Origin of the sequence: Candidatus Blastococcus massiliensis AP3 (genome assembly GCF_000582785.1) — a bacterium.
GTDB classification, from domain to species: Bacteria; Actinomycetota; Actinomycetes; order Mycobacteriales; family Geodermatophilaceae; genus Blastococcus; species Blastococcus massiliensis.
This window is the reverse complement of the sequence record NZ_HG931175.1, coordinates 542803-556576: the sequence shown is the minus strand read 5'-3', so window position 1 is coordinate 556576 and position 13774 is coordinate 542803. Positions and strand designations below refer to the sequence as shown.

The window sequence follows — 13774 nt, the reverse complement described above, 5'->3', positions numbered from 1 at the left end:
GGCCATGGTCTCCGCCGTCGCCGGCACGGTGCCGGCCGCGGGGGAGCCGCGGGCGCAGGGGGTCGTCAACAGCGGGACCGGCGCCGGCGTCGTCGTCGGCGGGCTCCTGGTCCTGGCCGTCCCCGGCGCCTGGCGCTGGTCGTGGGCCGGTTTCGCCGTGCTCGCGCTGCTGGCCACGGCCTGGGTCGACCGCCGCGCCCACTGGCGCGGTCCGGCGGGCAGGCACGCCGGGGCCGGGACCCCCGCTCGACGACTGGGTCGCCCGCTGGCCGCGGCGGTCCTGGCCGGGGGCGGCTGTGCCGGGGTCTGGACCTTCGGCCGCGACCTGCTGGCCACCGACGGGCAGCTGCCCGACCGCGTGACCGGACTGCTCTGGTGCGTCCTCGGTGGCGCGGGGCTCCTCGGCGGGATCAGCGGAGTGCTCGTCCAGCGCGTCGGCCTGCGGGCGGCCTGGGCCTCGACGGTCGCCGTCGCGGGCGCGAGCACTGCCGTGCTGGCCGCGTGGCCCGGCGCCGCGCTCCCGGCCGCGCTGGCCCTCGGCTGCTTCGGCGGCTCCTTCGTCGCGCTGAGCGGCGTGCTGCTCGCCTGGGGTGCGCAGCGTTCCCCCGCAGCGGCACCCGGGGCGGCGGCCGTCCTCTTCATCGCGCTGACGCTCGGCCAGGCGGGCGGAGCGGTGCTGCTGGGGAAGATCGCCGACGCGACCAGCGCGCCCGTCGCGTTCTCCGTCGCGGCGGTGCTGCTCCTGATGTCCGCCGCGGCGGCCGAGCGACGGCCGCGACGCGTCGCCGGGGGAGCGGAGGACCGGAGTCCGGGCCGCGGCCGGAGCCTCTCGGGCGCACCGACGGCGACGCCGGCCGGACCGCCGGGAGGCCACGGGGCCGCGTTCCGCATGGTCTAGGGTGACTCGAATTCTAGAACCGCGATCTAGGAGCCGCTCGTCGTGTGGACCCGGGACACTGCGCCCCCGCGCCCAGGTGACCCGCTGACCGTGACCGAGCGCGCGACGCTCGTGCTCGCGCCCAACGCCAACGCCTGGACGTTCGAGGGCACCAACACGTGGGTCCTCGCCGAGCCGGGGAGCGACGTCTGCGCGGTGCTCGACCCGGGGCCCGACGACGACGCGCACGTCGCCGCGATCCTGGCCGCGGCCGGCGAGCGCTGCGTCGCCGCCGTCCTCGTCACCCACGCCCACCACGACCACGCCGAGCTCGCCCCCCGGCTGGCCGAGCTCACCGGGGCGCCCGTGCGCGCGGCGCATCCGCGGCTCACCGACGAGCCCCTGCAGGACGACGACGAGATCCGCGTCGGCGCCCTGACCGTCCGCGTCCTCTACACGCCCGGGCACACCGGCGACTCCGTCTGCTTCCTGCTCCCGGACGAGGGCAGCGTGCTCACCGGCGACACGGTGCTGGGCGGCGGCTCACCCATCGTCAAGCCGGGCCGGCTCGGACAGTTCTTCGACAGCCTGGACCGCCTCAGCGAGGTGCTGGCGGCACCCGGGTCGATGATCCTGCCCGGCCACGGGCCGGTCCTGACCGACCCGCTGGCCCAGATCGAGCGCCGGCGGAAGGCGCGGCTGCGACGCGTGGACCAGGTCGTCGGCGCGCTGGCCGAGGGGGTCGAGGACCCGGAGGACCTCGTGGACCGCCTCTATCCCGACCTCCACCCTGACCTGCGGGACGCCGCGCGCATCTCCGTGGACGCCGTGCTCGCCCACGTCCAGACCACGCACTCCTGAGCCCCAGCCATCCCGTTCCGACCTGAGGAGAACCCTGCCGGTGACGTCACCTCCGAAGCCCGCCCCCGTACCCACGCCGGAGACGCAGCCCTTCTGGGACGGCTGTGCCGCCGGGGAGCTGCGCATCCAGCGGTGCACCTCCTGCGGTCGGCACGTCTTCTATCCGCGGCCCGCGTGCCCGCACTGCCACTCGACCGAGCTCGAGTGGGTGGTCAGCGACGGCACCGCCACGCTGCACTCCTACGTGATCAGCCACCGGGCCGCCCCCGGGTTCGCCGGTGAGGCGCCGTACGTGATCGCGATCGTGGAGCTCCCCGAGGGCGTCCGCATGATGACCAACCTCGTGCAGGTGGAGGCCGACCCCGAGCAGTTGCCCCTGGACATGCCGCTGCGCGTGGTGTTCGAGCCGCGTGGCGACGTCCACCTGCCGCTGTTCGCACCTGCCGGGAGTGCCGCATGAGCGCCAAGGACGACATCGTCATCATCGGCGCCGCCGAGACCGACCAGCTGGGCAAGCTGCCGCACATGTCGACGCTGAGCCTGCACCTCGAGGGTGCACGCAACGCGCTCGCCGACGCGGGTATGACGCCCGCCGACATCGACGGCATCGCGACGGTCCAGACCCCGGGGCCGGTGGGCATCGGCCACGCCCTCGGCATCGAGGCGCGGTGGCTCGACGGCACGGGCGTGGGCGGGACCTCGTTCCTCTTCCACGTCCGGCACGCCGCTGGAGCCATCCGCGCCGGCCTGGCCGAGACCGTGCTGATCACCCACGGCGAGTCCGGCCGGTCCCGCATCGACCCGCCCGCCTGGGGACGCAGCCCGCAGTCGCTGCAGGGTCAGTTCGAGGCGCCCTACGGCGTCTTCGGCCCGCCGACGGCCTTCACGCTGACCGCGCTCCGCTACATGAAGGAGACCGGGACGACGCTCGAGCAGCTGGCCGAGGTCGCCGTCGCGCAGCGCCGGTGGGCGAACAAGAACCCCCGGGCCCTGATGCAGGACCTGGTCACCGTCGACGACGTCCTCAACTCGAAGATGATCGCCTGGCCGTTCACGCTGCTCATGTGCTGCCTGGTCACCGACGGCGGCGGCGCGCTGGTCGTCACCACCCGGGAGAAGGCCGAGGCCCGGGGCCACGACAAGCCGCTGGTGCACCTGCTCGGTGCCGGTGAGGGCGCCGACTCGCCGATGGTCAGCCAGATGCCCGACCTCACCTCGTTCGGCGCCTTCAAGCGCTCGAGCGCCGCGGCGTTCGCCGAGGCCGGCATCACGCACGCCGACGTCGACCACCTGATGATCTACGACGCCTTCGCCCACGTGCCCCTGTACGGGCTCGAGGACGCCGGGTTCGTCGGTCGCGGTGAGGCCGGCGCGTTCGTCGCCGACGGCCACACCTCGCCGGGCGGGCGGCTGCCGCTGAACACCAACGGCGGCGGCATGTCGTACACCCACACCGGGATGTACGGGATGTTCGCCATCCAGGAGGCGGTCCGTCAGGTGCGCGGCGAGGCGGCCGCGCAGGTCGAGGGCGTGGAGCGCAGCGTCGTCATGGGCAACGGCGGCATGTTCATGGCCGGCGCGACCCTCGTGCTCGGGAAGTCGCCGCGCTGACCCGGACGGCCGGCCGTCGCCCCGCGGGGCGACGGCCGGCCACCGGCGGTGGCCTACGCTCTTCTAGAACGATGTTCTAGCTCGCTGGAGGGGAGACCGCATGCCGCGCGAGGTCGGGTCCGCTCCGGGGCGGAGCGCCTGGAAGTGGAGCCGCACGGGCGAGACGCGCCGCGTGCTGCTCGACGCGGCCCGGCAGGTGTTCGCCGAGCGCGGCTTCGCCGACTCCAGCGTGGCCGACGTCGTCGAGCGCGCCGGCTCCAGCGTGGGCAGCCTCTACCACCACTTCGGCGGCAAGAGCGAGCTGTTCCTCGCGCTCTGGGAGGACTGGCAGAGCAGCCAGGAACAGCGCGCGGCCGAAGGCGTGGCCGCGGCTCGCCGGGCGGGGGAGGAGCGCCCGCTGGCGCTGTTCGTCGCCGGTGCCCGCGGCTTTCTCCGCGGGTCGTGGGAGGGGCGCGGCGTCGGCAGCCTGTTCGTCGACAAGGACGGCCCGCCCGGCTTCGAACTCATGCGGCGCACCCGCGGACACCAGTGGCTGCGACAGAACTCGCTGCTCCTGCAGGCGCCCGACGACGCCATCGGGCGGGTATCGGTGGCGGTGCTGACGACGGTCATCGGCGAGGCCGGCCGCGAGGTCATGGCCAGCCGCACCCGGCGCGAGGCCGAGGCCATCGTGGACGCCGCGGTCGAGATGATCGAGCGACTCGGGGTCTTCTCCGACGAGGCCGACCCGCCGGCCGCCGGCGACGCCGGCCCGGAGGAGGCGGACCCCCTCTGGGCCGGCGAGGCCGCGGACCTGCCGGACGCCGGCACGGCGACGGCCGGCGTCTGACCCGGGTCAGCGCGGCGCGCCGACCTCCGCGCGGCCGCGGTCGATCACGACGGTGCCGTCGCCCCGGAGGGTGCGGAACACGACGTTCTCGGCGTCCTGGCGCCAGATCCGCACGGTGAGTGCGTCGCCGGGGAGGACCGGCGAGCTGAACCGCCCGGACATGGCGCGGAACGAGCCGACGTCGCCGTTCATCGCGGACATGAGCAGGGCACGGCCGGTGATGCCGTAGGTGCACAGCCCGTGCAGGATCGGCCGCTCGAAGCCGGCCCGCGCCGCGAACGCCGGGTCGGAGTGCAGCGGGTTCCGGTCACCGTTGAGGCGGTAGAGCAGTGCCTGCTCCGGCCGGGTCTCCAGCGTGACCTCCCAGTCCGGCGCGCGATCGGGCTCCGCCCAGTCGTCGGCCGGCGCCTTGTGGTCGGACTCGACCTGCTCGCCGCGGATGAAGATCGAGCTGCGCGTGGTGATCAGCGGCGCCCCGTCGGCGTCGACGGCCGAGGACGACGTCGTGACCAGGGCACCGCTGCGCTTGCCCTCCATCGACTCCACCCGCGCCTGCGCGCGCAGAGTGCCCTCCACGGGCAGGACCCGGTGCAGCCGGATCTCCTGCTCGGCGTGCACGAGCATCGCCCGGTTGAACTCCCCGATGCCCGGCCCCGGGGCCTGGGCCAGCAGGACGCCGAAGGTCGGGAGGACCTGCTGCTCCACGCCATGGCTGTTCTCGGTGGTGAACTGCAGCTCCTGGCTGGGGTCGCCCAGTCCGGCGCCCACGCCGACGGCGTAGAGCAGGGCGTCCTTCGACGACCAGCTGCGCTCGTGGACCGGCCCTTCGCGACCGATGGACGACAGGTCCAGTGCCATGGGGCATCCGCCTCTCCTCGACTTCCGGCGCAGGTCCGCGCCGCCCGGCCAGCATGCCGCACCGGCGTCCCCAGCTCTAGAGCCCTGTTCTAGGATTGCCGGGACAGTGGGGGAGCCGCATGACCTGGTCGACCGCCTCGCGCCCGGACGGGCTCGAGCAACCGGTCGTCGCCACGTCCGCCGCCGTGGACGCACCCGAGCCGGTGATCCCGCCGGTCCCGGAGAGCGGCGACGCCCCTCCCCGCGACGAATCGGCCGTCATGCGGGAGGCCTGGCGGACGCTGTCGGTCGTCGGCCTCGCCAGCATGTTCTCGGGCATGTCCAACAGCGCCCTGAACGTGGCGCTGCCGGCGGTCGCCCGGCACTACGAGGCCTCGGCCACCGCCTCGAGCTGGATCCTGCTGTCGTTCATGCTCACCCAGACGCTGCTCATGGTGTCGTTCGGCCGGCTGGCCGACCTCTTCGGCCGTCGCTCGATGTACCTGACCGGCCTGGGCGTCTTCACCGTCGGCAACCTGCTCGCGGGGTTCGCCCCGGACGCCTGGACGCTCGTGGCCTGCCGGGTCCTGCAGGCGGCCGGAGCGGCCATGCTGCTGACCAACAGCGCCGCGCTGGTCACCGGCGCCTTCCCTCGGCACCGCCTCGGCCAGGGCATGGGCATCTACCTGGCGTCGTTCTCCGTGGCCCAGCTGCTCGGCCCCACCCTGGGCGGCTTCCTCGCCGAGAACGTCGGGGTGCAGTGGCTGTTCTGGTTCAACGTTCCGGTCGGCATCGGCTGCCTGATCTGGGGGATGAGGGCGCTGCCGCCGGTGCCCCGCTCGGGCGAGCGGCTGGCGCTGGACGTGCCGGGCAACCTGCTGGCCTTCCTCGGCCTCGGCTGCGGGCTGGTCGCGCTCTCGCAGGTCACCTCGCTGGGCTGGTCCGACCCCCTCGTCGTGGGCGGTCTCGTGGCGTTCGCCGTCCTGCTGCCTGCCTTCCTCGTGGTCGAGCGCCGGGTGCGCGACCCGCTGATGGACACCCGGCTGTTCGAGGACCGCAGCTTCTCCTGGGGGCTGAGCGCCTCGTTCCTCAACGCCATCGGCCAGTTCGGCGTCGTGCTGCTGGTCTCGCTGTACCTCCAGGCGGTGGGGGGCGACGACGCGCTGTCGGCCGGCCTGAAGGTCCTGCCGCTGGCCGTCTCCGCACTGCTGTTCTCGGCGGGGTCGGGCTATCTGCAGCGGTGGATCGAGGCGCACACCCTCACGGTGCTCGGGAACGCCGCCACGGCCGCCGGGCTGGGCGTCCTGCTGGCCTTCGCCGGCGCCGAGGTGAACTACGCCGCGGTCGTGGTCGCGCTCGTCCTCGTCGGGGCCGGCTCCGGGTTCTTCATGCCCTCCAACACCCAGGTGCTGCTGGCCAACCTGCCCACCGAGCGCCTCGGTATCGCCAACGGGATGCGGCTGATGCTGCAGAACACCGGCGCCGTCCTGGGCACCGCGGTGATCCTGACCGTGCTCACCATGCCGCTGCCGATCGAGCTCCGGCGGTACGTGTTCGCCGGCACCATCAGTGACGTGCCGGGCGACGGCGTGCGGGATCTGGTGACCGGCTACCAGTGGACGTGCATCACCATGCTGGTCGTCTGCCTGGTCGCGATGGTCTGCTCGCTGGGAGCCCGCCGGGCGGACCGACGGGCCTGACCGTCCGGCTCACCGTGGGCCGAGGACGCGGACCATGCCTTCCTGCGCCACGGTCATGACCAGCCGGCCGTCGCGGTCGAAGACCCGCCCGTGCATGAGGGCCCGGCTGCCGTCCGCCCAGCTGCTCTCCTGCTCGTAGCAGAGCCACTCGTCGACACGGGCCGGCCGGTGGAACCACACGGCGTGGTCGAGGCTGGCCGCCGCGAGCCCGGGGCCGCCGACCATGCGGGCGTGCGGCGCCAATGACGTGGAGAGCAGCAGCATGTCCGACGCGTAGGCGAGGGCCGCGGCGTGCACGAGGGGATCCTCCGGCAGGTCCTCGAGGGCGCGGAACCAGAACCGTTGGCGCGGGTCCGCCGGCTCACCCCGTCCGGCCGCCACGCGGGGCAGTTCGCCGTCGAACCGCACGTCGAACGGATGGCGCCGGGTGAAGCCGTCGAACCACTCGCGCACCGCGCCCTGCGTCCGGACGGCGACCTCCTCGACTGTCACCAGCGACTCGGGCGCGGGTGCGTCGAGAACGGGGACCTGGTGGGCGAACCCGGTCTGAGGGACGGAGAAGGAGGCGCTCAGCTCGAGGATCGCGCGGTCGTCCTGCTCGGCGGTGACCCGCCGGGTGCTGTAGGACCCGCCGTCCCGGACGCGGTCGACGACGAAGTCCGTCGGTGCCGAGGCCTCGCCCACCCGGAGGAAGTAGGCGTGCAGCGAGTGGACCGGCCGCTCCGTCGCGACGGTCGCCGCGCCGGCGAGCAGTGCCTGGGCGACGACGGCGCCCCCGAAGGAACGCTCGGGAGTGGTGCGGCGGGGGGCCGCCCGGAACCTGTCCTCGCCCGTGGGACGGACCCGGAGCACCGTGCCCAGCCCGCCGTCGATCCCCTCCTCGACCTCGGGGTTCGGCGCCGGGACGGCGTCGTCCTGCTCCATCGGGGGCCTCCTCTGCGTGGGGACTTGACTCACGAATTGAATCACTGTTCGATTAGTGCCGTGGGACGCATCGCGGGCGCCAACGGCGCAGAGACACGGCAGCGGCTGCTGCGTGCCGCCGCGGACGTCTTCGCGCGCCGCGGCTACGACGGCACCAGGGTGGCCGACATCGCCAAGGAAGCCGGGCTGAGCAACAGCGCGCTCTACGCGTACTTCACCTCGAAGGCCGAGCTGCTCCTCGGTGCGCTGCGCACGCACGGCCGGCGCCCGCTGGCCGAGCTGGTGGAGGCCAACCCGGACAGCTCGATCGTCGACCTGTTCCTGCGCACCGGGGCAGGCCTGCGCGAGCGGCCGGAGACCGACCGGTACCTCGTCATCGAGGCGCTGGTGGCCGCCCGGCACGATTCCGAGGTCGCCACCGCGATGACCGACTACGTCCGCGAGCGGGCGGAGTGGATGACGGGGCTGGTCGAGCAGGCACAGCTGCGCGGCGAGATCGATCCCACCGTCTCGCCACGCGCCATCGCCCACCTGGCCACCTCGCTCGCGGTCGGCAGCACGCTGCTGACCACGGACCTGCACGACGTCGACGACGAGGAATGGACAGCCCTGCTGACCCGCGTCGTCACGAGCATCGCCCGTATCGAAGAACAGATGGGAACCCGCGCATGAAGGTGCAGATCGACTCGAACCTCTGTCAGGGCCACGGCCGCTGCTACGACCTCGCCCCCGACCTGTTCGGTGAGGACGAGGAGGGCTACGCCACCCTGACCGAGCTCACCGCCGGCGGGAACGTGCCGCCCGGCCGGGAGGACGACGTCCGCCTCGCCGCCGCCAACTGCCCCGAGTCCGCCGTACTGGTCACCGAGGAGAGCTGACATGACAGTCGACGACAGGTTCACCGAGGACTTCCAGCGCCTCACCCCCGAAGAAGAGCGGGGTGTCCGCAACGAGGTGGTCACCGGGCCGGTGTCCGACTGGACCACCGACTTCTCCCACTTCGAGGAGGAGTACGCGCAGAACGCGATCCAGATCTGGGACGACCTGCGCGGTCGCTGCCCCGTCGCGCGCACCGAGCGCTTCGGCGGTGCGTGGCTGCCCACGCGGTACGAGGACGTCCAGGCCATCGCCTACGACACCGACCACTTCACCTCCCGCGCGATCATCGTGAGCAACTACCGGCCGCCGCTGGACCTGGCGCCGGTCGGTGGAGTGCCCCCGATCTCGTCCGACCCGCCGTTCCACCACGACGCCCGCAAGCTCCTGCTGCCCGCGTTCACCAAGACGAACGTGGCCAAGCAGGAGATCACGACGCGCGCGTTCTGCCACAAGCTGATCGACGCGTTCGAGGGCAAGGACGTCGTCGACGCCGCGGTCGACTACGGCATGCACATCCCGATGCGGGTCATCGCGGACATGCTGGGCTTCCCGCCGGAGGACAACGAGAAGTTCGCGGTGTTCGTCGAGCGCGCGCTCGAGGGTGCGAACGGCACGCCCGAGGAGCGCCAGGAGAGTGCGGGCGACCTGTTCGACTACCTCCTCGTGCAGATCCGTGACCACGTCGCCAACCCGCGGGACGACCTGACGACCTACCTGATCAACGCCGAGCTGTACGGCCAGAAGCTCGAGCCCCAGCACGTCGCGGGCACGATGGCGCTGCTGCTCATCGCGGGCATCGACACCACGTGGAGCGCGATCGGCGCCTCGCTGTGGCACCTCGCCCAGAACCCCGAGGACCGCAAGCGGCTGGTCGAGGACCCGTCGCTGCGCCCGAAGGCGGTCGAGGAGTTCCTGCGGGCCTACGCGCCGGTCACCATGGCGCGCCTGGTCAAGGAGGACGTGGAGCTCGGCGGCGTCGAGATGAAGAAGGAGGACTGGGTCCTGCTTCCCTTCCCGGCCGCCAACCGCGACCCGGAGCGCTTCGAGGACGCCGACAAGGTGATCATCGACCGCGAGGTCAACCGGCACGCCGCGTTCGGGCTGGGCATCCACCGCTGCGTGGGTTCCCACCTCGCCCGGATGGAGCTGACCGTTGCGCTCGACGTCTGGCTGGACCGCGTCCCGGAGTTCACGCTGGTGGACCCCGAGTCGGTGCGCTGGTCGGTCGGTCAGATCCGCGGCCCGCGCGAGCTGCCGGTCCGCATCGGCTGACATCTCCGGAGCCCCGGCGACCGTGTGCATGCGGTCGCCGGGGCTCCGGCACGTCTCCACCAGTTCGACAGGAATGTCTTCTCAACAGCAAGGGGTCGCGCCCGTGTCCACCCAGACCGTCGTGGTCGTCGGATCGTCCGTCGGTGGCGTCCGTACCGCCCAGGCACTCCGGCGGGAGGGCTTCGCCGGCCGGCTCGTCCTCGTCGGTGAGGAGTCCGCGGCCCCGTACGACAAGCCCCCGCTGTCCAAGCAGTACCTGGCGGGGGAGTGGCAGCCCGACAGGCTGGCCCTGCTCACGGAGGAGGCCGCGACCGCCCTGGACGTCGAGCTGCGGCTCGGCGTCGCCGCGGTGCGGCTCGACGTGGCCGCCCAGCAGGTCCTGCTCGCCGACGGCGGCACCCTCGACTACGACCACGTGGTGATCGCCACGGGTGCGACTGCGCGCCCGTCGCCGTGGCGGGTCGACTCCGGCGTGCACGTGATCCGCACGCTCTCCGACGTCGACGGCCTGCGCGCCGACCTCGCCGCCGGCGGCCCGGTCGTCGTGGTCGGCGGTGGCGTCATCGGCGCCGAGGCCGCCGCCACCATCCGCGGGCTCGGCCACGAGGTGACGATGGTCGACCCGCTGGCCACGCCGCTGGCCCGGCTCGTCGGTCCCGAGGTCGGCCGGCCCCTGGAGGAGCTGCACCGCCGCAACGGCGTCGAGACCCGGTTCGGCGTCGGCGTCGAGGGGATCGAGGGGAAGGCCGGTGACCTGACCGTCGCGCTGACCGACGGCACCGTGCTGGCCGCCGCCACCGTCCTCGTCGGCATCGGCGCCCTGCCCAACGACGCGTGGCTCGCCGACTCCGGGCTGCTGGTCGACAACGGCGTCGTCTGCGACCGGTACTGCCGCGCCGTCGACTCCGACCGCGTCTGGGCCGTGGGCGACGTGGCCCGCTGGCAGGACCCCCGGTACCCGACCGAGGTGCGGGTCGAGCACTGGACCAACGCCGTCGAGCAGGGTGCCGCCGTCGCGCACAACATCGTCCACCCCGCCGACCTGCGGGCGTACGCGCCGCTCGAGTACGTCTGGAGCGACCAGTACCACTGGAAGATGCAGATCGTCGGCCACGCGTCGCGGGGCGCCCGGCATGTGACTGTGGGCGACCTGTCCGCCGAGCCGACGCGGGCGGCGGTCCTGTACGCCGACGACGACGGCCGGCTGGCCGGCGCCGTGACGGTGAACTGGCCGAAGGTCACCGTCGCCAGTCGCCGGGCACTCGGCCCGGGCATCGACTTCGAGGAGTTCGTCGCCCAGGTCCACGCCCTGCCCGCCAAGGCTCCGGCCCAGCCCCGAGCGGCCGGCTGAGGCCGGCGGCGCCGTGACGCCGCCCGAGAGCACAGGAGCCCGGGGACACCGATGTCCCCGGGCTCCTGTCCGTCGTGGTCAGCCGTGCAGCGTCTGCCGGAACCTCGCGCAGGTCTCGTCGATGGCCTGCTGGGCCGCGGGCGAGATCGTCCCCATGTCGAAGAAGCCGTGGATGAGGCCGTCGTAGCGGGTCACGTCGACCTCCACGCCGGCCGCGCGCAGGGCCTCGCCGTAGGCCTCGCCCTCGTCGCGCAACGGGTCGAACTCGGCGGTGACGATGACCGTGGGGGGCTGCTGGGACAGGTCCTTGCCGTGCAGCGGCGCCAGGCGCGGGTCCTTGGCGTCCTCCCACGCCCCGGCGTAGTGCCCGTAGAACCAGTCCATGGTCGGCTGCTCGAGGAAGTAGCCACGCGCGTTCTCGACCCGCGAGGCGTACTCGCCCTCGGCGTCGACGGCGGGGTAGATGAGCAGCTGCCCGGTGAGCGCGGTGCCTTCCGCGTGCAGGGTCTGGGCGACGACGGCGGACAGGTTCCCGCCGGCGCTGTCCCCGGCGACGGCCAGGCGGTCGTCCCCACCGAAGCGGTGGAGGTGGGCGGCGATCCAGCGCGCGGACGCCACGGCGTCGTCGGCGGCGGCCGGGAACGGGTGCTCCGGCGCCAGCCGGTAGTCGACCGAGACGACCACGGCGTCGGCGCCGCGGCAGACGTGCCGGGCCATGTTGTCGTGCGTCTCGAGGTCGCCGATGACCCAGCCGCCGCCGTGGAAGAACACGACGGTCGGGAAGGGCCCCTCACCCTCGGGTCGGTAGACCCGCGCCGGCAGGTCGCCCTCGGCCCCGGGGACGGTGATGTCCTCGGTGCTGCCGACCGGGACCACCTGCTCGGGACCGCGCAGGCCGGTGGTCATCGCCAGGTACTGCGCCCGGCCGACGTCCGGCGTCCCCTCGTACATCGGGGGCAGGTCCGCCTGCTGGGCCATGGCGAGCAGGGCGGCGATGTGCTGGTCGACCGGCACGGTTCTCCTCTTGTCGGAGCGGGTGGGGGGTGTTCGGCTCAGCGGTAGACGAGGCCGTCGTCGAGGTCGGCCGCCGGCAGGAGGGCCCGCTCCTCGATGTACTCCTTGTGGTGCGTCCACGGTTCCCGGTCGCCGCGCTTGTACATCCGGTGCTGCGAGCGCATCACGTAGCCGGGATTGAAGTTCTCCGGGTCCGACCAGGGGAGCAGCGGCATGTCGGCGTCCTCCGGCCGCAGCTGCGGGACGACGACCTCGTGGCCCCGCTCGTCCATCCGGTCGAGCAGCCGGCACACGAACTCGCTGACCAGGTCCGCCCGCAGGGTCCAGCTGGCCCGGAAGTAGCCGAACACGTAGGCCATGTTCGGGACGCCGGTGATCATGAGGCCGCGGTAGGTGACCTGCTGGGTGAAGTCGACCGGCTCGTCGTCGACGGTGAAGGCGACGTTGCCGAACAACGACAGGTCGAAGCCGGTGGCGGTCACGATGATGTCGGCCTCGAGCTCGTCGCCGGAGCTCAGCCGGATGCCGGTCGGGGTGAACGTCTCGATGGTGTCGGTGACGACCGAGGCGGTGCCCTCGCGCAGCGCGGTGAAGAGGTCGCCCTCGGGCAGCGCGGCCAGCCGCTGCTGCCACGGCCGGTAGGTCGGGTTGAAGTGCTTGTCGATGTCGAAGTCCTCGGGCAGCAGCGGCCGCATCGAGTCGATGAGGAACTCGCGCAGGACGTCGGGGGTCTCCTTGGCCATCCGCATGACCTCCTCGCCCTGCACGACCGACGCGCGGCGCATGATCTCGTGCGTCCACTCGTCGGGGATGTCCAGCGCGCGCAGCGTCGCGGCCAGCTCGGCGACCTTGGGGCGGGCGATGAAGAACGTGGGCGAGCGCTGCAGCATCGTGACGTGCTTGGCGGTCTCGGCGATGGCCGGGACCAGGGTGGCCGCCGTCGCGCCGGAGCCGATGACGACGACCCGCTTGCCGGTGTGGTCGAGGTCCTCGGGCCACTGCTGGGGGTGCACGATCCGGCCCTGGAACTCGTCCATCCCGGCCCACTCGGGCCGGTAGGGCCGGTCGTGGTCGTAGTAGCCCTGGCACATCCAGAGGAAGTCGGTGGTGAGGCGCAGCTGCTCGCCGGTGTCCTCCCGGTTCACCTCGACGGTCCACCGCCGGTCCGCCGAGGACCAGCTCGCGGCCGTCACCCGGTGCCGGTAGCGGATGTGCTCGGCCAGCCCGTTCTCGTCGATGACCTCGTCGAGGTAGGCCAGGATCTCGTCCCCGGTGGCGATCGACGGGCCTCGCCAGGGCTTGAACCCGTAGCCGAAGGTGAACAGGTCGCTGTCCGACCGCACGCCCGGGTAGCGGTGCGTCCGCCAGGTGCCGCCGCGGGTGTCGAGGGCGTCGACGATGGCGAAGCTGCGCCCGGGGTGCCGCTGCTGCAGGTGGTAGGCGGCGCCGATGCCGGCGATGCCGGCACCCACGACGAGGACGTCGACGTGCTGGCGATCCGTGGTGGGGGTCCGGCGCTCGGGGGACTCGGTCGTCGTCATGCCGGGCACTCCTCGCCAGCTGGGTGATGCACGTCTCGAACGTACCGGCGGAAGATCGGTATTGCTAGAACGCCGCTC

At 72.9% G+C, this 13774-nt stretch carries 14 protein-coding genes; 10 read left to right on the top strand and 4 right to left on the bottom strand.

What is annotated here, in order from left to right:
* From BN344_RS16770 to BN344_RS16750, 5 genes are all read left to right on the top strand, one after another.
* The coding region (locus BN344_RS16770; RefSeq protein ID WP_166518263.1) for a YbfB/YjiJ family MFS transporter at nucleotides 1-898 on the top strand (898 nt) is incomplete at its 5' end.
* 90 nt (nucleotides 899-988) lie between these two features.
* Nucleotides 989-1738: an MBL fold metallo-hydrolase gene (locus BN344_RS16765; protein ID WP_197022363.1), complete on the top strand. Its 750-nt coding sequence runs from the start codon at nucleotides 989-991 to the stop codon at nucleotides 1736-1738.
* Nucleotides 1739-1778: 40 nt separating this feature from the next.
* Entirely contained in the window at nucleotides 1779-2198 is a 420-nt protein-coding gene (locus BN344_RS16760; protein WP_040339638.1) for a Zn-ribbon domain-containing OB-fold protein, read from the top strand.
* Nucleotides 2195-3349: a thiolase C-terminal domain-containing protein gene (locus BN344_RS16755; protein WP_040339637.1), complete on the top strand. Its 1155-nt coding sequence runs from the start codon at nucleotides 2195-2197 to the stop codon at nucleotides 3347-3349. The genes BN344_RS16760 and BN344_RS16755 overlap by 4 nt, the downstream gene beginning before the upstream one ends.
* Before the next feature lie 100 nt (nucleotides 3350-3449).
* Nucleotides 3450-4178, top strand: coding sequence for a TetR/AcrR family transcriptional regulator (locus tag BN344_RS16750; protein ID WP_081788719.1), 729 nt, complete (start codon nucleotides 3450-3452; stop codon nucleotides 4176-4178).
* Between the two features lie 6 nt (nucleotides 4179-4184).
* On the opposite strand, the gene BN344_RS16745 is transcribed toward BN344_RS16750, so the two are convergent.
* Nucleotides 4185-5036 (bottom strand): MaoC family dehydratase, encoded by an 852-nt coding sequence (locus tag BN344_RS16745; RefSeq protein ID WP_040339636.1) that lies wholly within the window; start codon nucleotides 5034-5036, stop codon nucleotides 4185-4187.
* A gap of 119 nt (nucleotides 5037-5155) precedes the next feature.
* Here BN344_RS16745 and BN344_RS16740 point away from each other — a divergent pair, with 119 nt between their 5' ends.
* On the top strand, nucleotides 5156-6715 hold the full coding sequence (locus BN344_RS16740) for an MFS transporter (RefSeq protein ID WP_197022362.1): 1560 nt from the start codon (nucleotides 5156-5158) through the stop codon (nucleotides 6713-6715).
* A 9-nt stretch (nucleotides 6716-6724) separates the two neighbouring features.
* Here BN344_RS16740 and BN344_RS16735 read toward each other — a convergent pair whose 3' ends face one another.
* Entirely contained in the window at nucleotides 6725-7639 is a 915-nt protein-coding gene (locus BN344_RS16735; RefSeq protein ID WP_051516056.1) for an acyl-CoA thioesterase, read from the bottom strand.
* A 60-nt stretch (nucleotides 7640-7699) separates the two neighbouring features.
* Here BN344_RS16735 and BN344_RS16730 point away from each other — a divergent pair, with 60 nt between their 5' ends.
* From BN344_RS16730 to BN344_RS16715, 4 genes are all read left to right on the top strand, one after another.
* A complete protein-coding gene (locus BN344_RS16730) occupies nucleotides 7700-8311 on the top strand; it encodes a TetR/AcrR family transcriptional regulator (RefSeq protein ID WP_051516055.1) in 612 nt (203 codons plus the stop codon).
* Complete coding sequence (locus tag BN344_RS16725) at nucleotides 8308-8517, top strand: ferredoxin (protein ID WP_040339635.1); 210 nt, start codon at nucleotides 8308-8310, stop codon at nucleotides 8515-8517. The genes BN344_RS16730 and BN344_RS16725 overlap by 4 nt, the downstream gene beginning before the upstream one ends.
* A gap of 1 nt (nucleotide 8518) precedes the next feature.
* Nucleotides 8519-9790, top strand: a complete 1272-nt coding sequence (locus tag BN344_RS16720; RefSeq protein ID WP_081788718.1) for a cytochrome P450 — start codon at nucleotides 8519-8521, stop codon at nucleotides 9788-9790.
* Between the two features lie 103 nt (nucleotides 9791-9893).
* A complete protein-coding gene (locus BN344_RS16715; protein WP_051516054.1) occupies nucleotides 9894-11141 on the top strand; it encodes an NAD(P)/FAD-dependent oxidoreductase in 1248 nt (415 codons plus the stop codon).
* A gap of 78 nt (nucleotides 11142-11219) precedes the next feature.
* Here the strand turns inward: BN344_RS16715 and BN344_RS16710 are convergent, their stop codons facing one another.
* Together BN344_RS16710 and BN344_RS16705 are read right to left on the bottom strand one after the other, a co-directional pair.
* A complete protein-coding gene (locus BN344_RS16710) occupies nucleotides 11220-12155 on the bottom strand; it encodes an alpha/beta hydrolase (protein ID WP_040339634.1) in 936 nt (311 codons plus the stop codon).
* Between the two features lie 38 nt (nucleotides 12156-12193).
* The gene (locus tag BN344_RS16705) at nucleotides 12194-13696 is read right to left on the bottom strand and encodes a flavin-containing monooxygenase (RefSeq protein WP_040339633.1); all 1503 of its coding nucleotides are present in this window, start codon (nucleotides 13694-13696) and stop codon (nucleotides 12194-12196) included.
* Nucleotides 13697-13774 lie beyond the last annotated feature (78 nt).

Excerpts from the sequence above, each read along its gene's own strand:
- BN344_RS16745 (WP_040339636.1), bottom strand. The coding sequence starts at position 5,036 with ATGGCACTGGACCTGTCGTCCATCGGTCGCGAAGGGCCGGTCCACGAG.
- BN344_RS16725 (WP_040339635.1), top strand. The coding sequence starts at position 8,308 with ATGAAGGTGCAGATCGACTCGAACCTCTGTCAGGGCCACGGCCGCTGC.
- BN344_RS16740 (WP_197022362.1), top strand. The coding sequence starts at position 5,156 with ATGACCTGGTCGACCGCCTCGCGCCCGGACGGGCTCGAGCAACCGGTC.
- BN344_RS16720 (WP_081788718.1), top strand. The coding sequence starts at position 8,519 with ATGACAGTCGACGACAGGTTCACCGAGGACTTCCAGCGCCTCACCCCC.
- BN344_RS16735 (WP_051516056.1), bottom strand. The coding sequence starts at position 7,639 with ATGGAGCAGGACGACGCCGTCCCGGCGCCGAACCCCGAGGTCGAGGAG.
- BN344_RS16705 (WP_040339633.1), bottom strand. The coding sequence starts at position 13,696 with ATGACGACGACCGAGTCCCCCGAGCGCCGGACCCCCACCACGGATCGC.
- BN344_RS16755 (WP_040339637.1), top strand. The coding sequence starts at position 2,195 with ATGAGCGCCAAGGACGACATCGTCATCATCGGCGCCGCCGAGACCGAC.
- BN344_RS16750 (WP_081788719.1), top strand. The coding sequence starts at position 3,450 with ATGCCGCGCGAGGTCGGGTCCGCTCCGGGGCGGAGCGCCTGGAAGTGG.